The 25434-nt window shown below is 69.5% G+C and carries 26 protein-coding genes; 13 read left to right on the top strand and 13 right to left on the bottom strand.

Annotated elements, in window-relative coordinates:
* Nucleotides 1–5: 5 nt before the first annotated feature.
* The 5 genes from AC1Q87_RS15460 to AC1Q87_RS15440 form a co-directional block, all read right to left on the bottom strand.
* On the bottom strand, nucleotides 6–2936 hold the full coding sequence (locus AC1Q87_RS15460) for a tetratricopeptide repeat protein (protein ID WP_492609808.1): 2931 nt from the start codon (nucleotides 2934–2936) through the stop codon (nucleotides 6–8).
* Nucleotides 2937–2939: 3 nt separating this feature from the next.
* Entirely contained in the window at nucleotides 2940–3743 is an 804-nt protein-coding gene (locus AC1Q87_RS15455; protein ID WP_492609807.1) for a MotE family protein, read from the bottom strand.
* Nucleotides 3740–4264 carry a DUF6468 domain-containing protein gene (locus AC1Q87_RS15450; RefSeq protein WP_492609806.1) on the bottom strand — a complete coding sequence of 175 codons (525 nt, stop codon included), beginning with the start codon at nucleotides 4262–4264 and terminating at the stop codon, nucleotides 3740–3742. The genes AC1Q87_RS15455 and AC1Q87_RS15450 overlap by 4 nt, the downstream gene beginning before the upstream one ends.
* Complete coding sequence (gene fliM, locus AC1Q87_RS15445; RefSeq protein WP_363223197.1) at nucleotides 4261–5307, bottom strand: flagellar motor switch protein FliM; 1047 nt, start codon at nucleotides 5305–5307, stop codon at nucleotides 4261–4263. The genes AC1Q87_RS15450 and fliM overlap by 4 nt, the downstream gene beginning before the upstream one ends.
* Nucleotides 5308–5378: 71 nt before the next feature.
* A complete protein-coding gene (locus AC1Q87_RS15440; RefSeq protein ID WP_492609805.1) occupies nucleotides 5379–5963 on the bottom strand; it encodes a flagellar basal body-associated FliL family protein in 585 nt (194 codons plus the stop codon).
* A gap of 217 nt (nucleotides 5964–6180) precedes the next feature.
* Between AC1Q87_RS15440 and flgF the strand changes: the two genes are divergently transcribed.
* The 5 genes from flgF to AC1Q87_RS15415 are packed head-to-tail and all read left to right on the top strand — an operon-like array spanning nucleotide 6181 to nucleotide 9764.
* A complete protein-coding gene (gene flgF / locus AC1Q87_RS15435; RefSeq protein ID WP_492609804.1) occupies nucleotides 6181–6918 on the top strand; it encodes a flagellar basal-body rod protein FlgF in 738 nt (245 codons plus the stop codon).
* Nucleotides 6919–6931: 13 nt separating this feature from the next.
* Nucleotides 6932–7720, top strand: coding sequence for a flagellar basal-body rod protein FlgG (gene flgG / locus AC1Q87_RS15430; protein WP_492609803.1), 789 nt, complete (start codon nucleotides 6932–6934; stop codon nucleotides 7718–7720).
* A 5-nt stretch (nucleotides 7721–7725) separates the two neighbouring features.
* Nucleotides 7726–8478, top strand: a complete 753-nt coding sequence (flgA, locus tag AC1Q87_RS15425; protein ID WP_492610021.1) for a flagellar basal body P-ring formation chaperone FlgA — start codon at nucleotides 7726–7728, stop codon at nucleotides 8476–8478.
* A gap of 12 nt (nucleotides 8479–8490) precedes the next feature.
* A complete protein-coding gene (gene flgH / locus AC1Q87_RS15420; RefSeq protein ID WP_492609802.1) occupies nucleotides 8491–9222 on the top strand; it encodes a flagellar basal body L-ring protein FlgH in 732 nt (243 codons plus the stop codon).
* Nucleotides 9223–9260: 38 nt separating this feature from the next.
* The gene (locus AC1Q87_RS15415) at nucleotides 9261–9764 is read left to right on the top strand and encodes a hypothetical protein (protein WP_492609801.1); all 504 of its coding nucleotides are present in this window, start codon (nucleotides 9261–9263) and stop codon (nucleotides 9762–9764) included.
* A gap of 4 nt (nucleotides 9765–9768) precedes the next feature.
* On the opposite strand, the gene dxs is transcribed toward AC1Q87_RS15415, so the two are convergent.
* The 5 genes from dxs to AC1Q87_RS15390 form a co-directional block, all read right to left on the bottom strand.
* Entirely contained in the window at nucleotides 9769–11688 is a 1920-nt protein-coding gene (gene dxs / locus AC1Q87_RS15410; protein ID WP_492609800.1) for a 1-deoxy-D-xylulose-5-phosphate synthase, read from the bottom strand.
* A gap of 18 nt (nucleotides 11689–11706) precedes the next feature.
* On the bottom strand, nucleotides 11707–12585 hold the full coding sequence (locus AC1Q87_RS15405) for a polyprenyl synthetase family protein (RefSeq protein WP_492609799.1): 879 nt from the start codon (nucleotides 12583–12585) through the stop codon (nucleotides 11707–11709).
* A gap of 1 nt (nucleotide 12586) precedes the next feature.
* On the bottom strand, nucleotides 12587–12829 hold the full coding sequence (locus tag AC1Q87_RS15400) for an exodeoxyribonuclease VII small subunit (RefSeq protein ID WP_183773412.1): 243 nt from the start codon (nucleotides 12827–12829) through the stop codon (nucleotides 12587–12589).
* Nucleotides 12830–12895: 66 nt separating this feature from the next.
* Nucleotides 12896–13513: a phosphoglycerate mutase family protein gene (locus tag AC1Q87_RS15395; RefSeq protein WP_492609798.1), complete on the bottom strand. Its 618-nt coding sequence runs from the start codon at nucleotides 13511–13513 to the stop codon at nucleotides 12896–12898.
* A 41-nt stretch (nucleotides 13514–13554) separates the two neighbouring features.
* A complete protein-coding gene (locus tag AC1Q87_RS15390) occupies nucleotides 13555–14478 on the bottom strand; it encodes a histone deacetylase family protein (RefSeq protein ID WP_492609797.1) in 924 nt (307 codons plus the stop codon).
* A gap of 37 nt (nucleotides 14479–14515) precedes the next feature.
* Between AC1Q87_RS15390 and AC1Q87_RS15385 the strand changes: the two genes are divergently transcribed.
* The 3 genes from AC1Q87_RS15385 to AC1Q87_RS15375 all read left to right on the top strand — a co-directional run bounded on the left by AC1Q87_RS15385 (nucleotide 14516) and on the right by AC1Q87_RS15375 (nucleotide 16162).
* Entirely contained in the window at nucleotides 14516–15049 is a 534-nt protein-coding gene (locus AC1Q87_RS15385) for a GNAT family N-acetyltransferase (RefSeq protein WP_492609796.1), read from the top strand.
* Nucleotides 15050–15203: 154 nt separating this feature from the next.
* Nucleotides 15204–15695 (top strand): recombinase family protein, encoded by a 492-nt coding sequence (locus AC1Q87_RS15380; protein WP_436060450.1) that lies wholly within the window; start codon nucleotides 15204–15206, stop codon nucleotides 15693–15695.
* A gap of 89 nt (nucleotides 15696–15784) precedes the next feature.
* Entirely contained in the window at nucleotides 15785–16162 is a 378-nt protein-coding gene (locus AC1Q87_RS15375) for a MerC domain-containing protein (RefSeq protein WP_492609795.1), read from the top strand.
* A gap of 1 nt (nucleotide 16163) precedes the next feature.
* On the opposite strand, the gene AC1Q87_RS15370 is transcribed toward AC1Q87_RS15375, so the two are convergent.
* Nucleotides 16164–16952 carry an ABC transporter ATP-binding protein gene (locus tag AC1Q87_RS15370; RefSeq protein ID WP_492609794.1) on the bottom strand — a complete coding sequence of 263 codons (789 nt, stop codon included), beginning with the start codon at nucleotides 16950–16952 and terminating at the stop codon, nucleotides 16164–16166.
* A 297-nt stretch (nucleotides 16953–17249) separates the two neighbouring features.
* Between AC1Q87_RS15370 and AC1Q87_RS15365 the strand changes: the two genes are divergently transcribed.
* Both AC1Q87_RS15365 and AC1Q87_RS15360 read left to right on the top strand, forming a co-directional pair.
* Nucleotides 17250–18425 carry a vWA domain-containing protein gene (locus AC1Q87_RS15365; protein WP_436060447.1) on the top strand — a complete coding sequence of 392 codons (1176 nt, stop codon included), beginning with the start codon at nucleotides 17250–17252 and terminating at the stop codon, nucleotides 18423–18425.
* A 44-nt stretch (nucleotides 18426–18469) separates the two neighbouring features.
* A complete protein-coding gene (locus tag AC1Q87_RS15360) occupies nucleotides 18470–19138 on the top strand; it encodes a TetR/AcrR family transcriptional regulator (protein ID WP_492609793.1) in 669 nt (222 codons plus the stop codon).
* Here AC1Q87_RS15360 and AC1Q87_RS15355 read toward each other — a convergent pair.
* Together AC1Q87_RS15355 and AC1Q87_RS15350 are read right to left on the bottom strand one after the other, a co-directional pair.
* Entirely contained in the window at nucleotides 19135–20565 is a 1431-nt protein-coding gene (locus tag AC1Q87_RS15355; RefSeq protein WP_492609792.1) for a UdgX family uracil-DNA binding protein, read from the bottom strand. The two genes, AC1Q87_RS15360 and AC1Q87_RS15355, sit on opposite strands and share 4 nt — an antisense overlap.
* Nucleotides 20565–21779 (bottom strand): putative DNA modification/repair radical SAM protein, encoded by a 1215-nt coding sequence (locus AC1Q87_RS15350; RefSeq protein WP_492609791.1) that lies wholly within the window; start codon nucleotides 21777–21779, stop codon nucleotides 20565–20567. The genes AC1Q87_RS15355 and AC1Q87_RS15350 overlap by 1 nt, the downstream gene beginning before the upstream one ends.
* Before the next feature lie 83 nt (nucleotides 21780–21862).
* Here AC1Q87_RS15350 and AC1Q87_RS15345 point away from each other — a divergent pair, with 83 nt between their 5' ends.
* From AC1Q87_RS15345 to AC1Q87_RS15335, 3 genes are all read left to right on the top strand, one after another.
* On the top strand, nucleotides 21863–22594 hold the full coding sequence (locus AC1Q87_RS15345) for a hypothetical protein (RefSeq protein WP_492609790.1): 732 nt from the start codon (nucleotides 21863–21865) through the stop codon (nucleotides 22592–22594).
* An 86-nt stretch (nucleotides 22595–22680) separates the two neighbouring features.
* Nucleotides 22681–23151: a (2Fe-2S)-binding protein gene (locus tag AC1Q87_RS15340; RefSeq protein ID WP_492609789.1), complete on the top strand. Its 471-nt coding sequence runs from the start codon at nucleotides 22681–22683 to the stop codon at nucleotides 23149–23151.
* Nucleotides 23148–25403 carry a xanthine dehydrogenase family protein molybdopterin-binding subunit gene (locus AC1Q87_RS15335; protein ID WP_492609788.1) on the top strand — a complete coding sequence of 752 codons (2256 nt, stop codon included), beginning with the start codon at nucleotides 23148–23150 and terminating at the stop codon, nucleotides 25401–25403. The genes AC1Q87_RS15340 and AC1Q87_RS15335 overlap by 4 nt, the downstream gene beginning before the upstream one ends.
* Nucleotides 25404–25434: the final 31 nt, after the last annotated feature.

Below are 25434 nucleotides of genomic sequence, written 5' to 3'. Positions count from 1 at the left end.
CACCATCAGCCCTTGGCGGCCGTGGCCGCGGCCGCCTGCTTCGCGGCGGTCGGCGCAGGCGACGCCTTGGCGGGCGTCGGCGGCCCCAACGGAGCCGGCTTTTCGCGGAACCGGACCTTCATCTTCGCGACCCAGCCGGCGAAGGCTTCGTTGTCCGCCGTCGCCCGGCCGAAATCTGAAACGCTCAAGGGGCCCGATTGGACCCCGGTCAGGGCGACCCGAAGCGCCTCGGGGTTGCGGGCCTGGTCGTAGAAGCCGGAATAGCGCTGCTGCATGCGCGCCAGCGCCGCGTCGTCCCCGGCCAGGCTGTAGGCGACGCCGGTCCGCAGCAGCTTGCCTTCGTCCTCGGCGGTGAGCGGCCCGGGCTGCTTCCAGCGCTCGCCAAGGCTCTTTTCGAAGACGCCCCCGGCGGCGGCCCAGTTCTTCTGCTTCCAGTAGATCTCGCCGCGCAGGTCCTGGGCGTCGCGACCGGTGTCGCGCTCGAGCAGTTCGAGGCCGTGGTCATAGCGGCCCAGGCCCATCATCGCGCGCGCCTCGACCACCCGGCGCTCGGCGTTGAGGGCGGTCGGCAGGATCGTCGTGCGCGAGGCGTTGATCGCCTGCAACGCCTGCTCGGGCCGGCGGTCCATCAGGTAGATCAGCGCCAGGTCGGTGGAGACCTGGGCCCGCGGCACGCCGTTGAGGCGGTTCTCGGCCTGGTACTTCAGAAGCTCGGCCGCCTGGTCCAGCAGGTCGACGTCGACCAGCCGGCGCACCAGCCGGCGGACCATCATGTCGCCGTCGGCGCCGAGCGGGGTCAACTCGCGGAAGTCATAGAACATCGCCAGCGCCTGCACCGGCTCCAGCCCATCGGCCGCGCCGTCCAGGAACAGGGTGCGGAACGCCGCGCCCAGGTCGGCCTGAAGCTGCAGCGCCTCGGGCAGATCGGGCAGGCGCGAGCCGGCGCCGCGCAGCGCCTCCAGCGCCTCGCGATAGCGCCCCTGGCTCAGATAGAGGTGGCCGAGCGCGCGGATCGTCTCCAGTTCGGTGGCGTCGCCGCGCCAGCGATAACGCAGCCCGGCGAAGACGTTGGCCGCCTGCACCGGGGTGATCTTGCCTGTCTCCAGCCGGATCTTGGTGGCGCGCAGGGTCGCGGGCGCCGCCAGGCCCTCGCTCGGCGCGCCGGCGACCGCAGCATAGATGCGCAGCGCCCGATCCTTGTGGCCGAGCGCCTCGACCACCTGGGCCTGGACCAGGCGCGTGGCCAGTTCCTCCATCGGGTCGGTCTTGTCCATGAGGGCGAGCTTGATGCGCGCGTCGGCGCCGTTGACGTCGCCCAGCGCCAGCGCCGCCAGCGCGTCGGAGCGGGCGAAACGCGCCTTCCAGGTCGGTGAAAACTGGTTGAAGGCCTCGGCGCCGGCCCCGAACTGGCTGCGGGCCTCGGGCCATTGGGCCAGCTGCGCGGCGATGTACGAGCGCCAAAGCGCGGCCGACGGATCGTCCTGCAGGATCGGCGCGGAGAAGTCGGCCTGGGCCTCTTTGTAGCGGCGGGCCATCACCCGGGCGATGCCGCGCAGGCCGCGGAACTCCGGATCCTCCATCATCGCCGGACTGCGGCGCGCCGCCTCGTTGAGCACGCCGATCGCCTCGAACGACAGCTCCGAGCCGACGAGGAAGCGGGCCAGCGCCATGCGCGCCGCCACCGGCGCGTCGCGCCCCACCGCGGCCTCGTCGTTGGCGGCCGACAGCAGCGCGTTGTAGCGCGACAGGAACCCGCCCGAACCGGTCTTGGCCCAGTTCTCGTGGTCGATCAGGCCCGGCAGGCTCGCCGGTTGCGGAGCCCCGAGCGTGGCCTCGATACGCCCCGCCGAGGCCGAAGCCGGCGACAAGGTCAGGCCTCTGGGGCGGCCGATCTGCACAAGGTCGCCGTCCTGGCGCATCGCCAGATCGTCGATGTAGGATTCCGCCGCCATGCCCTGGGCCGAAGGCAGCAGCGCCATCTGCACGAACTCGCGGCGCGACGGCAGGCCCTTGGCGGGGCCAAGCGCCGTGACCACAGACAGCGTATCGCCGACCACCGGATCGGTGACGCGCACGACCTTGGTCGCGCCGGAGACCGCGGCCTTGAGTCCTGCCGGGCCACCCGCCGAGTCACGCACCACGCGGATCTGAGCGGGCTGCTCCACCTGGGCGCCCGGGCCGAGGATCACCGTCCAGGTCGCGCCCTGCGACGAAGCGAAGAACGGCGTGCCGGACGGCGAGTCGATCCGCACGGCCGTATAGTCCGTGCCGCGATAGGCGGCCGCGCCGGTCATCTGGCGCAGACCGCGCGGCGAGGCCGAGACGTCGAGCGTCGCCGGAGCGTCGAACACGATCCAGACCGCGCCGCCGCGCCGGAACACCGCCGCCCCGGCCGGATTGGCCCACGGGAAGCTCAGTTGCACCTGGCCGGCGCCGATCTTGGTGGCCATGCGCACGACGCCGCCGGCCGGGATCGGATTGGGCCGCGGCGGCGACGGGGCTGCGACGGGCTCGGCCTGCGCGACCTCGGGCGCAGGCGGGGCCGGCGGCTTCTCGAAAAGATTGACGTAGGTCGCGCCGTCGGCGGTTCCGACGCGGGCGTCGGCGTCGTCGGCAAGGGTCAGGACCAGCGCGGCGCCCGATCCGCCGCGACGCAGCTCGGCGCTCTTCAGCCAGCGCGGCGGGGATGTCCGCAGGCGGCTGATGTCGGGATTGGCCCCGCGCGCCAGTTGCAGCGTCAGAACCTGGCCGTCGCGCCGCGCCACCGCCCGGCCGCCCAGTTCGATGCGCGAGAAGTCCTTGGCCTGGGCCACGCGCACCTGGGCGCCGCCGCGCGGCGCGGCCTCGGAGGTCTGGGCCGACAGGCCGCTAGGCGCAGCGACGCTGGCGATGGTGATCGCCGCGACGCTCGACCTAAGGGCCTGACGCAGTTTCATCGATTAGCCAGCCTTGGCCGGCGGCGCGGCCGCCTTCGGCGCGGGCGCGGCGGCCTGGCCGGCGGCGCGCGGGGCGGCCGGCAGCGGACCGGCGGCGGCCTGGGCCGCGGCGGCGACCTTCTTGACCTCGGCGAAGCGGGCGGCCAGGGCCTCGGTGAGCTTCTTGGCCTCGACCGGCGGCATGTTGGCGATGATCGGCGAGAGCGCCCGCTCCTTCATCCGCGAGGCCACCGGCAGGCGCACCGCGTCGTCCAGCAGCACCATCCGCGGCGCGGCGTCCTTGGGCTTCATCAGCTCGAACACCTTCACCAGGCGGTCGATCTCGGCCTGTTCCTTCTCGTCGGCGTCGACCATCAGCTTGGCGATGTCGCCCTTCATGCCGTTCAGCGCCTGGATCTTGGCGTCGAGCTTGGCCTCGGCGGCGGCCATCAGCGCCAGTTGCACGTCCATGTCCTGCTCGCGCTTGTCGAGCTGGCCGCGGCGGGCGCCGAGGCTCTGCAGGACCTGCAGCTCGGCCGGCGACAGGCCGGCCTCCTTGGCGAGCTCAGCGGCGGTCGGCGCGCAGACGGCGGCAGGCTTGGCCGCCGGCGGCAGGTTCGGGAGCGTGGCGGCGGCGTCCTTGGCCTCGCCGGTCGCGGCCTTCGCCTCTTCCTTGGCCGGCGTGACGCCCTTGGCGGCTTCCTCGGCGAAGGCGCGCGCGCCCGAGAACAGGTCGGGCAGGCTCTGCGCGCCGGACAGCGCATTGAGGCTCAGCACGCCGACCATGGCGACGCCGACCAGCGGCAGGATGCGGGGAATGTTCTTCATCGGCGGGCTCCCAGGCGCGCGCCAGGCGTCGGGCGACGCTCGGCGGGCTGGTCGAAGAGGTCGTCGTCAAAGGCCGGGCGCGCCGGCGCGGCGGCGGCCTGGCGGCGAGCGGGGGCGGCGGGCGCACGCTCGGGACGGCTGTCACGCGAGGCCGACAGCAGCGAACCCAGGCGCTGGGTGACGCGCTCGACGTCGGCCTCGCCCACCGGCTCGGCGTCGCCGCGGCGCGGCGACGAGGCGGGCGCGCCCTGCAGCTGGCGGTCGAGCTTGGCGGTCAGGGCGCGGGCCTTCTCGATGCGATCGGCCAGGGCGTCGTGAGCTTCGTCGGTGGCCGCGCGCAGATCGGCCAGGCCTTGCTCGGCCCGGGCGGCGGCGGCGTCTAGTTCGGCCACGGCCCTGGCGAAGCCCTCATGGCTCTCGCGCAGCGCCTTCAGCCGAGCATTGAGGCGGTAGCCCATCATCAGGGCGGCGGCCAGCAAGCCGGCCAGCATCAGGTTCAGGCCGATGGCGATGGCGCTCATTTGAACCTCGAAATGGCTTTTTTGGCATGCGGCGACAGCGGTCCGTCGACGCGCACGGCGATGTGGTGGTTGCGCCGGCCCATGCGCCCGCGGGTCAGCGGGATCGCCCCCGCGCGCAGTTCGACCTGGCTGTCGGGCGTGGCGTTCAGCATCAGCGTATCGCCGACCTTCAGCTCCAGCACCTCGCGAAGCGGCAGCTGCTGTTCGTCGAGCACGGCGCGGACGTCGAGCTGGGTGGTCCAGAGCTCGGTCGCCAGGTGGCTTTCCCAGATGTTGTCGCGGCCGAACTTCTCGCCCATGAACTGCTGCAGCAGCATCTTCCGGATCGGCTCGAGCGTGGCGTAGGGCAACAGCAGTTCGATGCGCCCGCCGCGGTCTTCCATGTCGATGCGCAGCTTGACCAGGATGGCGGCGTTGGCCGGCCGTGCGATCGCGGCGAAGCGCGGATTGGTCTCCAGCCGGTCGAGGGTGAAGGTCACCGGCGTCAACGGCTCGAACGCGGCGCGGGCGTCGGCCAGCACCACCTCGACCATCCGCTGGACCAGCACCCGCTCGATGGTGGTGTAGGGGCGGCCCTCGATGCGCATGGCCGCGGTGCCGCGACGGCCGCCCAGCAGCACGTCGACGATCGAGTAGATCAGGTTGGAGTCGACCGTCAGCAGGCCGTAGTTCTCCAGCTCCTCGGCCTTGAACACCGAGAGGATGGCCGGCAGCGGGATCGAGTTCAGATAGTCACCGAAACGGATCGACGAGATGTTGTCGAGGCTGACCTCGACGTTGTCGGAGGTGAAGTTCCGCAGGGAGGTAGTCATCAACCGCACCAGGCGGTCGAAGACGATCTCCAGCATCGGCAGGCGCTCGTACGAGACCAGCGCCGAGTTGATGATCGCGCGGATGCCCGAGCGCTCGGCCGCCTCCTCGTCCGACAGGTCGAAGCCGAGCAGGCTGTCGATCTCGTCCTGATTGAGGATGCGTTCGGCGCCGAGCAGCCCCTCGACCTTCTCGTCGGGGTTTTGCCAGGTGGCCGGGTCGTCAGGGTTCATCGCGCCCTGCATCCCGCCGATGATCTGAGGTTCTTCGTCAGCCATGGGTCACGCGCCAACCAGGGAGGGCCCTAGTTGATCAGCATCTCCTCGATCAGGACGGCGTTCACCTTCGACGGCGCGATGACCAGGTTCACCCGGCGCTGGATCTCCATGCGCAGCTGGTACGATCCCTGGCTGCCCTGCAGGTCCTCGGGGCGCAGTTCGCGCAGGAAGGTCTGGAACATGTCCTGGAGCCTGGGCATGTTCGGTTCGAGCAGGTCGACCGTCGCCTGGTCCGGGACTTCCAGGGTCAGCTTGAGCTTCAGGAAGGTCGAGCGGCCGTCGGCGGTCTGCATGTTCACCACCACGCTGGGCATAGTGTAGAACAGGATGCCGTCGGGTCCTTCGCGGACCTGGCCGACGGGCTTCTCGGCCTCGCCCTTCTTCTCGCCCTTCTTTTCCTTCTTCTTTTCGGCGGCCTTACCGGCCGCCGCTTCCGGCTTCGGCTTCATCAGGAAGAACGCGCCGGCCCCGCCGCCGCCGAGCACGAGCACGGCCGCGACCCCGGCGATGATCATCATCTTCGGGGTGAACTTCTTCTTCGCGGGCGCACCCTCGCCGTCTTCGCCTTCGGCGTCGCCTGACGGGGCTTCCTTCACCTTGTCCTTGGCCACGCGCGCGCGCTCCTTAGAATCTTACCCCGTCTCATGGCCCAGGCATGGTTAAGGACAAGTTTTTAACGTGTGTTAACGAGCGCGATTTTCGTGCCGGGCAATTTCCGCCGAGCGGCGGGCGTTAACCTTATTCTCTGCTGTTTTCATTGAATTTTTGAACTGGCCCGATCCTTGCAGCCAAACCGGCGACGAAAACGCCGCAGGTTAAGGCTTCGCCATGGACAACGCCCTCTACGTCGGACTCTCGCGCCAGATGACTCTGCGCCGTGAACTCGACATCGTGGCCAACAACATCGCCAACATGGATACGACCGGCTTCAAGGTCGAAAACCTGATGGTCGAGACCGAGCCGATGGCGCCGGCCCACACCTTCGGCGCGCCGCGGCCGGTGAAGTTCGTGATCGACCGCAGCGTCGGGCGAGACTTCGGCCAGGGCGTGCTGCGCCAGACCGGCGCGCCGTTCGACCTCGGCATCCAGGGCGACGGCTTCTTCCGGGTCCGCACCGCCGACGGCGAGCAGTTCACCCGCGACGGCCGCTTCCACATGGACGGCGACGGACGCCTGGTCACCGAGGACGGCGCGGCGCTGCTGGACGAAGGCGGCGGCGAGATCGCCATCGACCCCAAGCTGGGCCCGGTGATGATCGCCAAGGACGGCACGGTCAGCCAGGGCGCCGAGCGCCTGGGCAAGGTCGGCCTGGCCCGCTTCGACGAGCTCTCGGTGCTCGAGAAGGTCGGCGAGAACCGCTACCGCAACACCTCCAACGCGCAGCCGCAAGCGGCCACGGAATCCGTGATCCAGCAAGGCATGCTGGAGGGCTCGAACGTCAAACCGGTCGCCGAGATCACCCGGATGATCGAGATCACCCGCACCTACGAGTCCGTCGCCAAGATGATGGACGCCAACGCCGAACTCTCCCGCCGCTCGATCGAGCGGATGGGCAAGGTGAACTGAGGAATTTCCGCCGATGCAAGCGCTCCGCACCGCCGCGACCGGCATGGCCGCCCAGCAGCTGAACGTCGAGGTCATCTCGAACAACATCGCCAACATGAACACCGTCGGCTTCAAGAAGCAGCGGGCGGAGTTCCAGGACCTGCTTTACCAGACCATCGAGCGGGCGGGCGCGCAGTCCTCCGACCAGGGCACGGTCGTCCCGACCGGGGTGCAGGTCGGCGGCGGGGTGAAGACCGGATCGGTCTACCGCATCACCCAGCAGGGCAACATGACCGCCACGGGCGGCAAGTTCGACATGGCCATCTCGGGCCGCGGCTACTTCCAGGTGATGATGCCGAGCGGCGAGATCGCCTACACCCGCGCCGGCAACTTCTCGCCCAACGACCAGGGCCAACTCGTCACCGAGGACGGCTACCTGATCGAGCCGGCCATCACCATCCCGGCCGACGCCACCGACATCTCGATCTCCAAGAGCGGCCAGGTGCAGGCGATCCGCGCCGGCCAGACCGCCCAGGACATCATCGGCAATCTCGAGCTGGCGACCTTCGTCAACGAGGCCGGCCTCGACGCGATCGGCGACAACCTGCTGAAGGAAAGCGCGGCCTCGGGCGCCCCGACCGTCGCCGTTCCCGGCGTCGACGGCACCGGCACGATCAACCAGGGCTACACCGAAGCCTCGAACGTCGACGCGGTCACCGAAATCACCGCCCTCATCGTCGCCCAGCGGGCGTATGAGATGAACTCGAAGGTCATCACCTCGGCCGACGAGATGCTGCGCACCGCCAGCAACATCAGGTCCTGATCATGATGAAGCGTCTCCTGATCGCCGCCGCGGCGGCCCTGATCGCCGCCCCCGCCCTCGCCGGCCAGCCGGTCGTGCTCAAGGCCGATCCGGTCGACAGCGACGGGATCATCACCCTGTCGGACCTGTTCGAGGGCGCCGGCGCGGCCGGCAAGACCCCGGTCGCGGCCAAGCCGGGCGCCTCGGCGGTGCTGGACGCCGCCGCCGTGCAAGGCGTCGCCCGCCGCGCCGGCCTCGACTGGGCCAATGCCGAGGGCTTCCGCCGCATCGTGGTGCGCAGCGCCGCCAGCGGCCCGGGCCTAGCCGCCGCCGGCCCCGCCGCCGCGCGCGGCAATGTCGAGGTGCTGACCTACGCCCGCAGCCTGACGGCCGGCGAGATCGTGCAGCCGCAGGATCTGGTCTGGGGCAAGGCCGCCGCTGCGCCCACCGACGCGCCGAACGACGCCGAGGCGATCATCGGCCTGGCCGCCAAGCGCCCGCTGCGCGCCGGCTCGGCCGTGTCGGCCCGCGACGTCTCGGCCCCGCAGGTCATCAAATCCGGCGACCTGATCACCGTCACCTACGAGGACGGCGGCATCTCGCTGGTGCTGCAGGGCAAGGCGATGGCCGCTGCGAGCCTCGGCGAGACCCTGGCCGTCCAGAACATCGCGTCGAAGAAGATCATCCAGGCCGTCGCCAGCGGTCCCGGCCAAGCCGTCGTCGGCCCGGCCGCCGACCAGCTGAAGGCCCTCCCCCGCACCCAGTACGCGCTCCGATAGGGATCACCGCCCATGCGCCTTTCCGTTCTCGCCGTCCTCGCCCTGGCCCCGCTGGCCGCCTGCTCGACCGTCACCGAGGCGGTGCGCGGCCCCGAACTCGCGCCGGTCGGCTATCCCGCCACCCTGATCGCCCGAGATCAACCGACCTTCGTGTCGGCCCGCGAGCCCGCCCCGCAGGCGGCCTCGGCCAACTCGCTGTGGCGGACGGGCGCGCGCGCGTTCTTCATCGACCAGCGCGCCAACCGGGTCGGCGACATCCTGACGGTGCAGATCGACATCGACGACTCGGCCCAGACCCGCAACGCCTCGACCAGCAGCCGCACCGCCGGCATGCAGGCCGGCGTCGACAACTTCTTTGGGCTGGAAACCAGCCTCGGCAAGTTTTTCCCAGGCGGCTACGACCCGTCGAACATGGTCAACACCAACTCGGCCTCGAACAACGCCGGATCTGGCGCCGTGACCCGTTCGGAGAAGATCTCGCTGACCATCGCCGCAGTGGTCACCAACGTCCTGCCGAACGGCAACATGGTGATCCAGGGCACCCAGGAGGTGCGCACCAACGCCGAGCTGCGTCAGCTGACCGTGGCCGGCATCGTGCGGCCCGAGGACATCTCCTCGGCCAACACCATCCGCCACACCCAGATCGCCGAGGCCCGGATCAGCTACGGCGGCCGCGGCGACATCAGCCGCGTGCAGAAGGTGCCGGCCGGCCAGTCGCTGGTCGAGCGCTTCCAACCGTTCTGACGGTGGAGGCGCGGCCGGGCCGATGCTAGGTTGAGGCGATGAAATCCGCCGCTCTCGCGCTCGCCCTCTTCGCCGTCGCCGGCGCCGCCCAGGCGCAGGAACCGCTGCACGTCTGGAGCGTCGAGACGCCCAAGGACGCGGACGCCGCACTGCGCTTCGGCCTGCCCGACACCGACGACCAGCCGATCGCCTTCACCTGCGTCCGCGGCTCGGGCCAGGTGAAGGTCAGCGCCGACATCGGCAAGCGCCTGGGCGTCGAGCGGGTCGGCGAGACCTGGGTCGACAAGTCCGGCGTGCGCGCGCCCTGGCCGATGAGCGTGACCTTGGCCTCGGAAGGCGCGAGCCTGAGCCTGCGCGGCGTCGGCCATCCCAACGACATCACCGATGGCACCCTGGTGCTGACCGAGTTCTCGACCCGCGCACCGCTGGCCGCGGCCTTCCGCAAGACCGGGATCATCAGCCTGAGCGCGGCCGGTGACAGCGTGAAGCCGCCGCCCGCGCCCAAGGGCGCGGTGCGCAAGTTCCTCAGCGCCTGCAAATAGGGCTTTAGGCCCGGCGTCCCGCCGCCGAGACGTTGTCGACGCCCAGCGCCGACAGCGCGCCGGCGACGATGCCTTCGGCGTCCAACCCCGCCTGGGCGTACATCGCCTCGGGCTTGTCCTGATCCTGGAAGATGTCGGGCAGGGTCAAGGTGCGGACCTTCAGCCCACGGTCCAGCGCGCCGTGCTGGGCCAGGGCCTGCAGCACGAACGAGCCGAAGCCGCCCATGGCGCCCTCTTCCACCGTGATCAGGGCCTCGTGGTTGCGGGCCAGGTTCAGGATCAGGTCGATGTCCAGCGGCTTGGCGAAGCGGGCGTCGGCGACGGTCGCCGACAGGCCGCGGGCGGCCAGCAGGTCGGCGGCCTTGAGGCTCTCGGCAAGGCGGGTCCCAAACGACAGGATGGCCACGGCCGAACCTTCGCGGACGATGCGGCCCTTGCCGATCTGCAGCGGCGCCGCCAGGTCGGGGATGGCGACGCCCATGCCCTCGCCGCGCGGATAGCGGAAGGCCGAGGGGCGGTCGTCGATCTCAGCGGCGGTGGCGATCATCGCCGCCAGCTCGGCCTCGTCGGCGGCGGCCATCAGCACCATGCCTGGCAGCGCGCCCATGAAGCCGATGTCGAACGAGCCCGCATGGGTCGCGCCGTCGGCGCCGACCAGCCCGGCCCGGTCCATCGCAAAGCGCACCGGCAGGCCCTGGATCGCCACGTCGTGGACGACCTGGTCGTAACCGCGCTGCAGGAAGGTCGAATAGATCGCGCAGAACGGCTTCATGCCGTCCGCCGCCAGGCCGGCGGCGAAGGTCACCGCGTGCTGCTCGGCGATGCCGACGTCGAACATCCGCTCAGGGAAGCGCTTGGCGAACAGGTCGAGGCCGGTGCCGGAATCCATCGCCGCGGTGATGGCGACGATCTTCGGATCAAGCTCGGCCCGCTTGATCAGTTCCTGGGCGAAGACCTTGGTGTAGGTCGGGGCGGCCGGCTGGCTCTTGGCCTGCTGGCCGGTGATGACGTCGAACTTGGCGACCGCGTGCAGCTTGTCGGCGGCGCTCTCTGCCGGCGCGTAGCCCTTGCCCTTCTGGGTGACGACGTGGACCAGGACCGGCTTGTCCTTGATCTCGCGGACGTTCTTCAGCACCGGGACCAGGGCGTCGAGGTCGTGCCCGTCGATCGGGCCGACATAGTAGAAGCCGAGTTCCTCGAACAGCGTGCCGCCGGTGACCATCCCGCGGGCGTATTCCTCGGCCTTGCGGGCGGCTTCCTGCAGCGGCCGCGGCAGCACCTTGGCCACCGACTTGCCGAGATTGCGCAGCGATTGGTAACCGCCGCCGGACACGACGCGGGCCAGGTAGGCGCTCATCCCCCCGACCGGCGGAGCGATGGACATGTCGTTGTCGTTGAGGATGACGGTCAGCTGGCCGGTGGTGGTGTGGCAGGCGCTGTTCATCGCCTCATAGGCCATGCCGGCGCTCATCGAGCCGTCGCCGATCACCGCCACCACGCTGTTGGACTTGCCGGCCGCGTCGCGCGCGGCCGCAAAGCCGAGAGCCGCCGAGATCGAGGTCGCCGCGTGGGCCGCGCCGAACGGGTCGTATTCGCTCTCGCTGCGCTTGGTGAAGCCCGACAGTCCGCCGCCCTGGCGCAGGGTGCGGATGCGGTCGCGGCGGCCGGTCAGGATCTTGTGCGGATAGGTCTGGTGGCCGACGTCCCAGATCAGGATGTCGTCCGGCGTCTCATAGACGTGGTGAAGCGCCACCGTGAGTTCGACCACGCCCAGACCGGCGCCGAAGTGTCCGCCGGTCTGCGAGACCACGTCGATCATTTCGGCCCGCAGTTCATCGGCCAGCTGGCGCAGTTCAAGCGCGCTGAAGCCGCGCATGTCGCGGGGATACGAAACCTTGTCGAGCAGGGGCGTGACTGGCGGCATATTGTTGTTGTTCTCGATCTAGTTCCGGCGATCTAGCACGAAATCGACACTCGCCCGCAGGAAATCGGCCCGCGGACCGAACGGATCAAGATGCGATTTGGTCTGTTCGGCCAGCAACGCCACACGTTCGCGCGCCGCATCCGCCCCGAGCAGGGTGACATAGTTCGCCTTGCCCTTCTCGGCGTCCTTGCCGGCCTTCTTGCCGAGCACGGCGCTATCGCCCTCGACGTCCAGCAGGTCGTCGACGATCTGGTAGGCGAGCCCGATGTCCTGGGCGAAGGCCATCAAGGCGTGACGCTCGGCGTCGCCCGCGTGGGCCATGACCAGCGGCAGCTCGAAGGAGACGGCGATCAGCGCGCCGGTCTTCAGCCTCTGCATGCGGGCCACGGCGCCGAGATCGTCGCGCACGCCCAGCATGTCGATCATCTGGCCGCCGCACATGCCGCGCGCGCCGGCCGCCTGGGCCAGCCGCAGGACCATCTCGGCGCGCACCGCGCCGTCGTGATGGGTGTCGGGGTCGGCGAGGATCTCGAAGGCGAAGGTCTGCAGGGCGTCGCCCGCCAGCACCGCGGTCGCCTCGTCATAAGCGCGGTGCACGGTCGGCCGGCCGCGGCGCATGTCGTCGTCGTCCATGCACGGCAGGTCGTCGTGGATCAGGCTGTAGGCCTGGATGCATTCCAGCGCGCAGGCGGCGCGCAGCACCGCGCGTTCGTCCAGGTCGAACATGCGGCCGGTCTCGATGGCGAAGAACGGACGCAGGCGCTTGCCCGGCCCCAGCGCCGCGTAGCGCATGGCCTCGGTCAGCCGCTGCTCGGGGCCCTCGGCCCGCGGCAGCAGCGCGTCGAGCGCCACCGTCACAAGGTCGGCGGCCTCGGCAAGGCGCTTGCCCAGCGCCATGTCAGTTGAACTCGGCGGGCTCGGCGCCGGCCTGGCCGTTGGCGCCGACCACGATCTTCTCGACCCGCAGGCGCGCGGCCTCCAGGCGTTTCTCGCAGTGCGCCTTCAGGAGCGCGCCGCGCTCGTAGAGTTCGATGGATTGCTCCAGCGGCGCCTGGCCCGACTCCAGCTGGCCGACGATGCGTTCCAGCTCGGCCAGGGCCTGCTCGAAGGAGAGCGCGTCAATGTCAGCGGCGTCGGCCATTCCGATTTCCTTGAGATGCTATCAGGTTAGTGACCGGCGCCCCGGCCCGCAACGTTTCGAGCGTCGTCAGGACCGCTCGTAGCGCCGGGTGGACCAGTACTTCCAGCCCTGATTGGCCGTCAGGCGCCAGCCGCGCCGGCGCAGCGCGCGCCCGACCATGAAGTTGAAGAAGCCGTGCGCCAGCACCACGACGTCCTCGCCCTGGGACGCCAGATCGACGATCAGGTCGGCGGCCTGGTCGGCCCGCTTCTCCGCCTCACGGCGGGTTTCCTGGCCGTCGTGGTGATTGAAGAACCACCACCAGAACCGCGCGATGAAGCCCCAGATCTTCGGCGACATCCGCACGAAGCCCGGAAAGTGCGGCGGCGGCAGCGGGGCCTCGACGAACAACGGCGTGCGGTCGAACTCGCGGCCCGCCGCCAGAGCCAAGGCGCTCTCGATGGAACGGTTGCGGACAGACGAGATGATCACGCCGGCCCGAGCGGTCTGTTCGATCAACGCCGGCGGCGGCGTCTGGCCCGGCCGAATGCCCAGCTGTTCGTAGCGACTCCAGTAGTCGCGGTAGCCGTGCACGTTCAGCATCACCTTGCGGTGAATGTCCGGCTCGCCGTGACGCGCAAGCACGATCGCCCCTGGGCGCGCGGCGTTCGATTTCGGAAGGTCGGCGGTCAAAGCGTCGGCCATGTCATCCAATGGCCAGGATTCTTGCAACCCGGCCTTCGCCCTCACCCCTGCGAAAGTGCCTGTACATGCGCAAGCGCAGAACGGCCTAGAGCCTCCAGGTCGTACCCGCCCTCGAGCGAGGAAACAACCCGCCCGCGACTATGGGTCCGGGCAAGGCTCATGATCGCACGGGTCGCCCAGGCGAAATCCTCGGCTTCGAGGTTCTGGCTGGAATCGCCGATCGGGTCGCGGGCGTGGGCGTCGAAGCCCGCCGAGATCAGAATCAGTTCGGGGGCGAAGGCGTCGACGTGAGTCAGCAGCCCCTCGAACTCCTTGCGCCACAGCTCGCGCGGCGCGTTCGGCGGCACCACGGCGTTGCGGATGTTGCCGGGGACCACCTCCGAAGGATGGCCGCTGCCGGGCCACAGCGGCCACTGCTGGACCGAGGCGAAGAACAGGTCGTCCTGCCCGCCCAGGGCCGCCTGGGTACCGTTGCCGTGGTGGACGTCGAAGTCCACGACCGCCACCCGCTTGATCCCGGCCAACTGCGCGGCGCGCGCGGCCAGGGCGACGTTCGAGAAGATGCAGAAACCCATGGGCAGCGCCGGCTCGGCATGGTGTCCGGGCGGGCGCACCGCGCAGAACGCCCGCTCGATGCGGCCCGCGGCCACCTCGCGCGCGGCCTCGACCACGCCGCCCGCCGCCCGCAGCGCCGCGGTCAGGCTGCCCGCCGACATGTAGGTGTCGTCGTCCAGCTGCAGCATGCCCTGCTTGGGCGCGCTGTCGATCACCGCCTGGACGTAGGCCCCGCGGTGGGCGAGCTCCAGATCGGCCCGCGCGATCAGCGGCGCCTCGCGCCGGTCCAGCTTCAGATCGCTGTCGCCGAGCGCGCCCAGCACCGAACTCAGACGCTCGGGCCGCTCCGGGTGCCATTCGCCCGGCCGGTGGTCCAGCATCTCAAGATGGGTGTAGAGGGCGATATCCATGCGAATCGCAGCCTAACCCGGCTTACGTGGAACCCGAATGCAACAACCGACGATACGCCGCGCAGATCCTTCCGACGCTCAGGTTTTATCCGATCTTGGCGCGCGGACGTTCGCCGAGACCTTCGCCCATCTTTACCCTCCGCAGGACCTCACGGACTTCCTGGCCCTGGCCTATGGACTTGAGAAGACCCGCGCAGATCTCGCCGACCCGGCCAAGGCCCAATGGCTGGTCGAGGCAGACGGCCAGGCCGTCGGCTACGCCCTGGCCGGCCCCTGCGACCTGCCGCATCCGGACGTCACCGCCGCCAGCGGCGAGCTCAAGCGCTTCTACCTGCTGAAGGACTGGCAGGGCGGCGGCACGGGCGGGCGACTGTTCTCGCAGGTCATGGCCTGGCTCGAGCGGGACGGCCCGCGCGACCTCTGGATCGGGGTCTGGTCTGAGAACCTCGGCGCCCAGAGATTCTACATGCGCCACGGCTTCGAACAGGTCGGCGAGTACGGCTTCCGGGTGGGCGGCACGGTCGACCACGAGTTCATTCTGCGGCGTGCCGCGCAAGGGTTCTCCACCTAGGGGCGAATTTTAGGGCGGAGCTTGCCAGTTGCCCTGAGAATTATCGTCCGCTTAGAGAAATATTGCTGCGAATTAACGTCGCGGACTTTGACGCTGACGCTCGCATTTGCGAACTTCCCGGCAATCATCGACGTAGCTGCACGCGACGGGTGGGATGCTCAAAATCGGATATGTCAGGCTGCGCGACGCGCGGTCCGCTGACGACACTGCGACCCTGAAGGCGATCGGCTGCCATGTCGTTCGCGCCGAAGAACCGGCCGGCCCCGGCGCCGACGGCTCGTGCGTGCTCATGTCGATTCTCGACTTCATCTCCGAGGGCGACCAGCTGGTCGTCACCCGCCTCAACCACCTGGCTACCTGCACCCGCGAAGTGCTCGACGTGATCGAGCGGCTGGAAGTCCGCGGCGCCAGCCTGTTCGTGGCCGAGTCGGACGTCAGCAGCCTGGGCGAAGGCGGCCGCGCCCTGCGCGCGGCGCTGGAAGCCGTCGCCTCGGTCGAACCGCCGTGGAACCGTCGCCGTCGCGGCGCCCCCGCCGCCGACATCCGCGCCCTGCAGGCGGCCGGCGTCGGTCCGGTCGAAATCGCCCGCCGGCTCGGCGTTTCGCGCATGACCGTCTGGCGCAAGCTCAAGGAAGCGGCGGTCTGACGCCGTCCCGCCGATGCGGGCTTGAAACTGAAATGTTATAATATTACATTGCCTCTGCCGCGACGGTTGCGGCCGCTGCGGAGGGACGCTTGAAATCTGCCCCTAGCTCCCTCCTGGACGCCTCGGCCATCAGCCTGTCAGGCCTCTGCCTGGCCCACTGCCTGGCCCTCCCCCTCGTCGCCGCCTTCTCCCCAGTCGTGGCGACCTGGGCGGAGGCCGAGTGGGTTCATGCGCTCGCCATCGGCCTGGCCGCGCCGATGTCCGCCCTGGCCCTCTGGCGCAAGGGCCAGTCCCCGGCCGTGATCCTGCTGTCGCTGTTCGGCTTGTCGCTGATGGCGCTGGGCGTCGCCCACTGGCCCAGCCACGAAGCCGAAACGCCGATCACCGTGGCCGGCAGCCTGCTGCTGGCCGGCGCGCACGTCGCCAACTGGCGGCGCCGGCACAGCTGCTCGGACAAGCCCGACTAGGTCAGGCCGCCATCAGGGCGTCGAAGCCGTCGATCTCGACGATCGGCGACGCGACCCCCGCATCGATGCGCATGACCTTGTTGCAGTAGGTCCGCAGGGTCATCGGATCATGCGAGGCCAGCACCAGGATGCCGGCCCGCTCGACCAGCTGCTGCAGCCGCCGGTGCGCCTGTTCGCGGAAATCGGCGTCGCCGACGGCGATCCATTCGTCCATCAGCAGCACGTCCGCCTCGACGGACGTCGCCACCGCAAAGGCCAGCCGCGCCTGCATGCCGGCCGAATAGGTCTTCAGCGGCATCTCCAGGAACTGCCCCAGGCCCGAGAACTCGGCGATGTCCGGCAGCCGTTCCTCGATTTCGCGGCGGGTGAGCCCCGCGATCAGTCCGCGCAGGCGGATGTTGTCGAAGCCGGTCGCCGTCGGGTCGATGCCGAGACTGAGGTCGAGCAGCGAGGCGATCCGCCCGTCGACCGCGACCAGCCCGTCATCGGGTTCATAGGCGCCGGCCAAGGCTCGCAGAAGCGTGGTCTTGCCCGATCCGTTGTGACCGACCAGACCGAGCCGGTCGCCGGGCCGCAGCTCGAAGCTGACGCCCTGCAGCGCGGTGACGATCCGCCCGCCGTTGCTGAGCGCGCCGCCGACCGCGGCTCTCGCCAGATGCTTCTTCAGGGATCGGTCGGCGCCGTAGACTGGAAAGCGCAGCGTCAGGTCCTCGACCCGGACCGCGACCCGCGAGTCGATTGAGTCGTTCGGCGCGGGCACGACCTCCAGCCCGGCCGAAATCGGCCGCACGGTCGGCCCCGTCCGCGTCCCCGCCAGCCACCTGCGTCGCGTCGCGATCATAACTTGTTACGTGACTCGTTCTAACTTGTTAAGTTAAAACTGTAGCACGCCGTTCCCACGCGTTCAAGGCGCGCAGCCGAATGTTAGGGGCGCGATCGAGGCGCCGCATATTAGGTAGAGACCCTAGACGCCGCAGGCTCGGTTACGTCGCAGCGACGCAACGCAAGGGCATGCTGGACAACGGCGGTCTGCGGCCCCATCTTTCGAAGTCAAACGTCTGTTCGTCTCCCAGCGGGAAGCCTGCCCATGTTCATGCGCTTTTTCACCGAGCTGCGCGAAGCCAAGGTGCCAGTGACGCTGAAAGAGTACCTGATGCTCATGGAGGCGCTCGACAAGGTGGTCATCGACCGCTCGGTCGAGGACTTCTATTTCCTGTCGCGCTCGGCCCTGGTGAAGGACGAGAAGAACCTCGACAAGTTCGACCAGGTCTTCAGCCACGTGTTCAAGGGCCTGGAGAAGGTCGAAGGCGAAGGCGTCGCCGACATCCCCGCCGAGTGGCTGCGCAAGCTCTCCGAGAAGTTCCTGACCGAAGAGGAAAAGGCCCAGATCGAGGCCATGGGCGGCTTCGACAAGCTCATGGAAGCCCTGGCCGAGCGGCTGAAGGAACAGAAGGAACGCCACGAGGGCGGCAACAAGATGATCGGCACCGGCGGCACCTCGCCGTTCGGCGCCAACGGCTATCATCCCGAAGGCGTGCGCATCGGCCAGGACAAGGGCCGGCACGGCAAGGCCGTGAAGGTCTGGGACAAGCGCGAGTTCAAGAACCTCGACGACGCCGTCGAGCTCGGCACCCGCAACATCAAGGTCGCCCTGCGCCGGCTGCGCAAATGGGTCCGCGACGGCGCCGCCGACGAACTGGACCTGCCGGGCACCATCAAGGGCACCGCCGAGAAGGGCTATCTGGACATCCAGCTGCGCCCGGAACGCCGCAACAAGATCAGCGTGCTGATCTTCTTCGACATCGGCGGCTCGATGGACAGCCACATCAAGGTCTGCGAGGAGCTGTTCTCGGCCGCGCGGTCAGAATTCAAGAACATGGAATTCTACTACTTCCACAACTGCCTCTACGAGAGCGTGTGGAAGGACAACCGCCGCCGTCACACCGAGAAGCTGAACACCTGGGACATCCTCCACAAGTACTCCAGCGACTATAAGGTGATCTTCGTCGGCGACGCGACGATGAGCCCCTACGAGATCACCTATCCGGGCGGCTCGGTCGAGCACTGGAACGAGGAAGCCGGCGCCATCTGGATGGACCGCGTGGCTCAGATCTACGAGCACGTCGTGTGGCTGAATCCGACGGCCGAGCGCCACTGGGACTACACCCCATCGATCGAGGTGATGAAGCAGTTGGTCAACGACCGCATGTTCCCGCTGACCATCGAGGGGCTCGACAAGGCAATGCGGGAACTGGCGCGCTAGGCCGCATCGCCCATCGCGTGCGACCTGCTAAGCTGGCGTGACGTATGAGAGATTCGCCCGTGGACCCGGCCCAGGCCAACGAACCTGAAGAGACCAACGAAGCCGCAACCAAGGCGGCGGTGTTCTGCGCGGCCGAGCGGCTGTTCGCCCTGCACGGCTTCCAGAACGTCTCGGTGCGCGACATCACCGCCGACGCCGGCGTGAACCTCGCCTCGGTGAACTATCACTTCGGCTCCAAGGACGCCCTGCTGTTCGAGATTTTCCGTCGTCGGACGGCGGAGCTGAACCGCGAACGCGCCCGTATGCTGCACGAGGCGAACGACCGCCATCAGGGCGCGCCCCCGGTGCGCGAAATCCTCGAGGCTCTGTTCGCCCCGCCGCTGCGCTGGGGCTCGCCGGAGAACGACCGCCGCATCTCGATCCAGTTCATCATCCGCTCGCGCAGCGAGGGGAACGAGGAAATGCGCGAGGCGCTGGCCAAGGACGTCAGCCACCTGGCGCGCTTCGCCGACGCGCTGATCAAGGCCCGGCCGGACATCCCGCGCGAGACCGTCTACTGGCGGCTGCACTTCTGCCTGGGCATGGTCCACAACAACCGCTTCGCCGAGTTCGACCGCCTGCACGTGCTGTCCGACGGCGCGACGCGCGAGGGCGACACCGCGGCCCTGCTGACCCGAATGCTCGACTTCGCCGAGGCCGGCTTCAAAGCCTAGGACGCCAGGCTCCAGGCGAACTTCAGGTCTTCGACAAAGGCGGCGCGCGCCTGCGCCTTCGCCTCGGCGTCCGGCACGCGCAGCAGGTAGGACGGGTGATAGGTCGCCACGCCCTGCGCCTGGTCAGCCAACTGCAACGCCTGGCCCCGCGACTTGCCGATCGCCACCGGCTTGCCGAACACGCCCAGCGCCGCCGTCGCCCCCAGCGCCACGATCACCCGCGGCCGCACGATCCGCCGCTCGGCGTCCAGCCACCACCGGCAGGCCGACACGTGACCGGCCGTCGGCGTCTGGTGGATCCGCCGCTTGCCGCGCAGGTCGTGGCGGAAGTGTTTCACCGCATTGGTCACATAGGCCTGCGCCCTCGGCACGCCGGCCGCCTCCAGCGCCTCGTCCAGCACCCGTCCCGCCGGCCCCACGAACGGTCTGCCGGCCAGGTCTTCCTGATCGCCGGGCTGTTCGCCGACCAGCATGATCCGCGCCGTACCGGGCCCCTCGCCCGCCACCGCCTGGGTGGCGTCGCGCCAGAGCTCGCAGCGGCGGCAGGCGTCGACGCCGGCGGCGACCTCCTCCAGAGTCGCGGGCGCCCCCTCCTCGAACGTCGCCTCCCGAGACGGCCGGTGGGGCTGGCGCACGACGCGCCGATTCGGCTCTGACGGTTGCTGGCGGACCATGTCCTGCGCGCGCGCCTCCGCGGTGGCGACCAGTTCGGGAATGAGCCGCGCCTCGGGCAGGTTCCGCCAGTAGCGCTTGGGCATCTCGCGCTGCATCGCCGCCGTCTTCAGCCGGGCCGGATTGAAGATCGAGGCGTAATAGGTGCGCCAGTACTCCTCCAGCGCATCCTCGCCCGGCGCGTCGGCGGGATCGGCCCCGGCGGTGAAGCTGAGCCGGCTGCGGTCCCAATGGGCGCAGACGTCCGGCGTCAGGATCGACCAGCACATGTTGGCGAACCGCCGCTGGAAGAACGGAGCCGTCGCCTGCGTCACGCGATGGGCGGGCTCGAACCAGGCGACATAGGTCTCCTCGGCTGCGTCCTCGACCAGCCGGAAGCGGACGAAGGCCTTCATCTTGTGCGCCGCCCGCGACACCGCCCGGGCCATGTCGCGCGCCCGGGCCACGTCAGGATCCGAGGCCAGGTCCAGCAGTTCGGGCCGCTCGCCCAGCCGCCACAGCAGCCGGTAAAGCAGCGCGAACCGCTCACCCGAACGGTGCAGCACCACCTCCTGGGCCAAATCCACGAACGCGCGCGGCACGGTGAAGGCCGGCGGTCCCGCGCCCGGCGGCCGAGCCTCCTCGCCGAACAGGTCGCCCTCGCCGTCCACCGTCCAGATCACGTCCGGCGGCGGCGTTCCCGCCGATCGCAGCGCCCGCGCGGCCAGCCGCCAGCCGTCGAAGTCGATCTCCGAGGCAAGCCGAACCACCTGCATCAGAAGAGGCTCAGCTGTGTTGGCGCCGGGCGCAGGTCGTCCTGGTCCGCCAGCCGCGTCGGCCGCCAATCGTCGACCACGATGAACGGCTGCGAGGTCTTCGAACCCCGGCTCAGCCGCCGCACGTCCTCCAGCCGCAGCCGCTTGCGCCGGCGCAGCACCAACAGCTTGTCGACGGCGCTGACGCCGAGCCCCGGCACCCGCAGCATCTGCTCGCGGTCGGCCAGGTTCAGGTCCACCGGGAACGCCCCGCGATGGCGCAGCGCCCAGGCGTGCTTGGGGTCGAGCTCCAGGTCGAGGTTCTCGCCGTCGGCGGCGATCTCGCCGGCCGCGAAGCCGTAGAACCGCATCAGCCAGTCGGCCTGGTAGAGCCGATGCTCGCGCGCCAGGGGCGGCCGCGCCGGCGGCAGCCGCGCGGTGGTGTCCGGGATCGGGCTGTAGGCCGAATAGTAGACCCGCCGCAGGCCATAGGCGCCGTAGAGCCCAGCGCTGCGCGAGAGGATCTCGCCGTCGAAGGCCCCGTCGGCGCCGACGATCATCTGGGTCGACTGCCCGGCTGGGGCATACTTCGGCGGCGCGGCGGAGCGGGCCGGCTCGGACGCCGCCTCGATGCCCAGCCGCACCGCCCCCATCGCCTTGCGGATCCGGCGCGCGTCCTTCTCCGGGGCCAGAGTGGCGATGCTGTCGTCCCGCGGCAGCTCGATGTTGATCGACAGCCGGTCAGCATAGAGCGCGGCCTCGTCGACCAGGGCGGGCGAGGCCTCAGGGATGAGCTTCAGGTGGATATAGCCGCGGAAGTCGTGATCCACCCGCAGGCTGCGGGCGACCCGCACCATCTCTTCCATGGTGTAGTCGGCGCTGCGGATGATGCCCGACGAGAGGAACAGTCCCTCGATGTAGTTGCGCTTGTAGAAGCCGAGCGTCAGGTCCACGACCTCCTGGACCGAGAACCGCGCCCGCGGCGTGTTCGAGCTGACCCGATTGACGCAATAGGCGCAGTCGTAGACGCAGAAGTTGGTCAGCAGGATCTTCAGCAGACTGATGCAGCGCCCGTCCGGGGCGTAGGCGTGGCAGATGCCCATGCCCTCGGTCGACCCGACGCCCGAGCCACCGACCGAGTCGCGACGCGAGGTGCCCGAGGAGGCGCAGGAAGCGTCGTACTTGGCGGCGTCCGAAAGGATCGAAAGCTTACGCTTGAGGCTGAGAACGGCCATCCGCGCAGCATAGAGTTCACATTTTGTTCTGTCGAGTGCGGCGCGCGCTCGACGGGGCCCGCCCCACGGCCTAGCCTGCCGCCATGGATCTGATCGACCCCTTCGCCCAGGCCAGCCCGCGTCTGGCCACCCGCCGCAAAACCGGCGAGCCGCACCAGGTGTTCTCGGGGTTCCTGTTCCACGTCGAGGGCGACCGCTACGTCATCCTCACCGCCCTGCACTGCCTGCTGGCGCCCAACACGTTCTACTTCAAGAATCGCGGGACCGAGGCGACCTGGGCCGACACCTACGCCCACGACCTCGACTGCGCCGCGCTCGGAATCAGCGTGCCGCTCTATGACGGCCAGACGCCCCGCTTTCGCTGGCACCGCGATCCCGACAACGCCTCGCTCGACGTCGCTGGCGTGCCGGTGCGGCTCCGCGGCCAGCCGCAGGCGATCAACTGGACCGGCCGGTTCGGCGACTACGACGTGCTGCCCCAGGGCCTGCCGCTGACCACCGGCTCGGCGGGGATGATCTACGGCTTCCCCGGCGGCGCGGCGATCCTGCGCGAGGCGCCGATCGCCCGCGGCTTCACCCTGGCCAGCGACTACCGCCTGAACCCCTACGCCTTTCACGTCGACGGCATCGGCGGGGCCGGCTGCTCCGGCGGTCCGGTCGCCCTGCGCGCCGAACGCGGCGACCGCACCTTCGTGCAGTGGATCGGCATCTATGTCGCCACCTACGAGGCCGAGCGCCTCGGCCGATGCATCCCGCGCGAGCGGGTCATGGAGCTCATCGACGAAATGACCGCCGCTCCGGAACTGTGGCCCTAAGCGTCTGAAAAAAGGGGGTTGCACGGCGGCCTAGCTTGGCGTCCCGTAACACTGTTGTCGGGGGACGCATGGAGGCTTTGGGCTGCATGGCGACGACGTTCAAACTCAATGGCCGCGCGGTCACGGTCAACGGCCCGGACGACTCGCCGCTGCTCTGGGCGATCCGCGACGAGCTCGGCTTCACCGGCACCAAGTTCGGCTGCGGCATCGGCGGCTGCGGCGCCTGCACGGTGCACCTCGACGGCGAGCCGGTGCGCTCGTGCGTCACCCCGGTCAGCTCCATCGCCGGCCACGCGATCACCACCATCGAGGGCCTGGATCCCCACGGCCGCCATCCGCTGCAGATCGCCTGGATCGAAGCCCAGGCCCCGCAGTGCGGCTACTGCCAGTCGGGCCAGATCATGTCGGCCGCGGCGCTGCTGAAGTCGACGCCCAACCCCACCGACGCTCAGATCGACGACGCCATGACCGGCAACCTCTGCCGCTGCATGTCCTATGTGCGGATCAAGAAGGCCATCAAGCTGGCCGCCGCCAAGACGCACGGGGTGAAGGCATGAACGCCATCGCCCCCCTCTCCCGCCGCGGTTTCCTGGCCGCGATCGCCGCCACCGGCGCGGCCATGACCTTCGCGGTCGGCCCCGATGAGGCGGCCGCCGCGGCCGGCGATTTCGAGCCGACCATCTGGTACTCGATCGGCCGCGACGGGATCGTCACGGTCAACGTCATCCGCGCCGAAATGGGCCAGCACGTCGGCACCGCCATCGCCCGCATCGTCGCCGACGAGCTCGAGGCCGACTGGTCCAAGGTCCGCATCAACCACGTCGATTCCGCCGCCAAGTGGGGCCTGATGGTCACCGGCGGCAGCTGGTCTGTCTGGCAGAGCTACCCCTTGATGAGCCAGGCCGGCGCGGCCGGCCGCATGGTGCTGATCGAGGAAGGCGCCAAGCTGCTCGGCGTCGATCCGAAATCCTGCACGGCCGCGAACAGCGTCGTCAGCGGCGGCGGCAAGTCGATCGGCTATGGCGACATCGTCGCGCGCGGAAACCTCAAGCGCAGCTTCACCGCCGACGAGCTCGGCAAGATGCCGATCAAGAAGGCCGCCGACCGCCGGCTGGTCGGCAAGCCCTCGGCCCAGCTCGACATCGGCGAAAAGGTCGACGGCTCGGGCAAGTTCGGCATCGACGCCAAGATCGACGGCATGGTCTACGCCCGGCCGAAGATCCCGCCGACCCGCAACGAGTCCAAGGTCGTCTCTGTCGACGATAGCGCCGCCAAGGCCGTGCCCGGCTACATCCGCACCCTCACCCTCGACGATCCGTCGGGCACCGTCCCCGGCTGGGCGATGGTGATCGCCGAGAGCTTCGTCGCCGCCGACGCCGCCTGCGAACTGGTCAAGGTCGAGTGGAGCTCGGGCGACACCGCCAAGACCTCCGAAGCCGATATCCAGAAGCGCGCCAGCACCCTGATCGCCGATCCCAAGGCCGGCGCTCTGGTGGTCGAAGATCCCGGAGTCGACGCCGCGTTCGCCGCCGCCAAGACCAAGCTCGAGCGCACCTACACCACCGCCAGCGCCCTCCACTTCCAGCTCGAGCCGGTCAACGCCCTGGCCCTGGTCAACAAGGACGGCTCCTACGAAATCCACACCGGCAACCAGTGGCAGTCGCTGGTGCTGCCGTGGCTGTCCAAGGCGCTCGGCGTGCCCGAGGACAAGATCGTCCTGAAGACCTACCTGCTCGGCGGCGGCTTCGGTCGGCGGCTCAACGGCGACTATGCGGTGCCCGCCGCGCTCGCCGCCAAGGCGCTCGGCCGGCCGGTGAAGATGGTCTGCACCCGCGCCGACGACAGCCGCTTCGACTCCTTCCGCTCGCCCTCGGTCCAGATGGTGAAGATGGCGTTCGGCGAGGGCGGCCGCGTGACCGCCATGGACCATGCCGCCTGCGCCGGCTGGCCGACCCAGGTCATGGCCCCGTTCTTCATGCCCAAGGGCGCCAACGACGTCGCCTACGACCCGTTTGCGATCAGCGGCGCCAATCACTGGTACAGCGTCGGCGCACAGCGGGTGCGCGCGGTGCCCAACGACCTGGCCAACCGCGCCTTCCGGCCCGGCTGGCTGCGCTCGGTCGGGCCCGGTTGGACCAACTGGGCGGTCGAGTGCTTCATGGACGAGGCGGCCCGCTCCGTCGGCAAGGACCCGCTGGCTTTCCGCCTGGCTATGCTGGACGGAGCCGGACGCAACGCCGGGACTCCGCCCAACTCGGTCGGCGGCGCCAAGCGCCAGGCCGCCGTGCTCTCGCGCCTCGCCGCCAAGGCCGGCTGGGGCCAGTCCCTGCCCAAGGGCACGGGCCTCGGGATCGCCACCACCTTCGGCCAGGAGCGCGACATGCCGACCTGGGTCGCCTGCGCGGCGCGGGTCGAGGTCGACGCCGCCAGCGGGGCGGTGAAGGTCGAGAAACTGACCCTGGTCGCCGACGCCGGCACCATCGTCTCGCCCGAAGGCGCCCTGGCGCAGATGGAGGGCGCGGCGCTCTGGGGCATGAGCCTGGCTCTCTTCGAAGGCACCGAGTTCGAGGACGGCGCGCCGCGCGACACCAACCTCGACGGCTACACGCCGCTGCGGATGGCCGACGTGCCCGAGCTCGACATCGAGTTCATCGAGAGCGCCGAGGTCCCGGTCGGATTGGGCGAGCCGGCGACGACTGTGGTCGGTCCGGCGATCGGCAACGCCATCTTCGCGGCCTCGGGCGCGCGGGTCCGCCACCTGCCGATCAGTCCTCAATCGGTGCTTAACGCCTTGAAGACCAACTCTTAACCCGCGGGGGGCTATCTCCGGGCCGCGCCTC

It is taken from the genome of Phenylobacterium sp. GW823-FHT02A09 (assembly GCF_058797775.1).
The sequence above is the reverse complement of the archived record's forward strand: the minus strand, read 5'-3'. Positions and strand labels throughout refer to the sequence as shown.

Bases quoted from the DNA above. Each gene is read 5' to 3' on its own strand.
- AC1Q87_RS15460 (WP_492609808.1), bottom strand. From the start codon at position 2,936: ATGAAACTGCGTCAGGCCCTTAGGTCGAGCGTCGCGGCGATCACCATC.
- AC1Q87_RS15455 (WP_492609807.1), bottom strand. From the start codon at position 3,743: ATGAAGAACATTCCCCGCATCCTGCCGCTGGTCGGCGTCGCCATGGTC.
- AC1Q87_RS15450 (WP_492609806.1), bottom strand. From the start codon at position 4,264: ATGAGCGCCATCGCCATCGGCCTGAACCTGATGCTGGCCGGCTTGCTG.
- fliM (WP_363223197.1), bottom strand. From the start codon at position 5,307: ATGAACCCTGACGACCCGGCCACCTGGCAAAACCCCGACGAGAAGGTC.
- flgF (WP_492609804.1), top strand. From the start codon at position 6,181: ATGGACAACGCCCTCTACGTCGGACTCTCGCGCCAGATGACTCTGCGC.
- flgG (WP_492609803.1), top strand. From the start codon at position 6,932: ATGCAAGCGCTCCGCACCGCCGCGACCGGCATGGCCGCCCAGCAGCTG.
- flgA (WP_492610021.1), top strand. From the start codon at position 7,726: ATGAAGCGTCTCCTGATCGCCGCCGCGGCGGCCCTGATCGCCGCCCCC.
- flgH (WP_492609802.1), top strand. From the start codon at position 8,491: ATGCGCCTTTCCGTTCTCGCCGTCCTCGCCCTGGCCCCGCTGGCCGCC.
- AC1Q87_RS15415 (WP_492609801.1), top strand. From the start codon at position 9,261: ATGAAATCCGCCGCTCTCGCGCTCGCCCTCTTCGCCGTCGCCGGCGCC.
- dxs (WP_492609800.1), bottom strand. From the start codon at position 11,688: ATGCCGCCAGTCACGCCCCTGCTCGACAAGGTTTCGTATCCCCGCGAC.
- AC1Q87_RS15405 (WP_492609799.1), bottom strand. From the start codon at position 12,585: ATGGCGCTGGGCAAGCGCCTTGCCGAGGCCGCCGACCTTGTGACGGTG.
- AC1Q87_RS15400 (WP_183773412.1), bottom strand. From the start codon at position 12,829: ATGGCCGACGCCGCTGACATTGACGCGCTCTCCTTCGAGCAGGCCCTG.
- AC1Q87_RS15395 (WP_492609798.1), bottom strand. From the start codon at position 13,513: ATGGCCGACGCTTTGACCGCCGACCTTCCGAAATCGAACGCCGCGCGC.
- AC1Q87_RS15390 (WP_492609797.1), bottom strand. From the start codon at position 14,478: ATGGATATCGCCCTCTACACCCATCTTGAGATGCTGGACCACCGGCCG.
- AC1Q87_RS15385 (WP_492609796.1), top strand. From the start codon at position 14,516: ATGCAACAACCGACGATACGCCGCGCAGATCCTTCCGACGCTCAGGTT.
- AC1Q87_RS15380 (WP_436060450.1), top strand. From the start codon at position 15,204: ATGCTCAAAATCGGATATGTCAGGCTGCGCGACGCGCGGTCCGCTGAC.
- AC1Q87_RS15365 (WP_436060447.1), top strand. From the start codon at position 17,250: ATGTTCATGCGCTTTTTCACCGAGCTGCGCGAAGCCAAGGTGCCAGTG.
- AC1Q87_RS15360 (WP_492609793.1), top strand. From the start codon at position 18,470: ATGAGAGATTCGCCCGTGGACCCGGCCCAGGCCAACGAACCTGAAGAG.
- AC1Q87_RS15355 (WP_492609792.1), bottom strand. From the start codon at position 20,565: ATGCAGGTGGTTCGGCTTGCCTCGGAGATCGACTTCGACGGCTGGCGG.
- AC1Q87_RS15350 (WP_492609791.1), bottom strand. From the start codon at position 21,779: ATGGCCGTTCTCAGCCTCAAGCGTAAGCTTTCGATCCTTTCGGACGCC.
- AC1Q87_RS15345 (WP_492609790.1), top strand. From the start codon at position 21,863: ATGGATCTGATCGACCCCTTCGCCCAGGCCAGCCCGCGTCTGGCCACC.
- AC1Q87_RS15340 (WP_492609789.1), top strand. From the start codon at position 22,681: ATGGCGACGACGTTCAAACTCAATGGCCGCGCGGTCACGGTCAACGGC.
- AC1Q87_RS15335 (WP_492609788.1), top strand. From the start codon at position 23,148: ATGAACGCCATCGCCCCCCTCTCCCGCCGCGGTTTCCTGGCCGCGATC.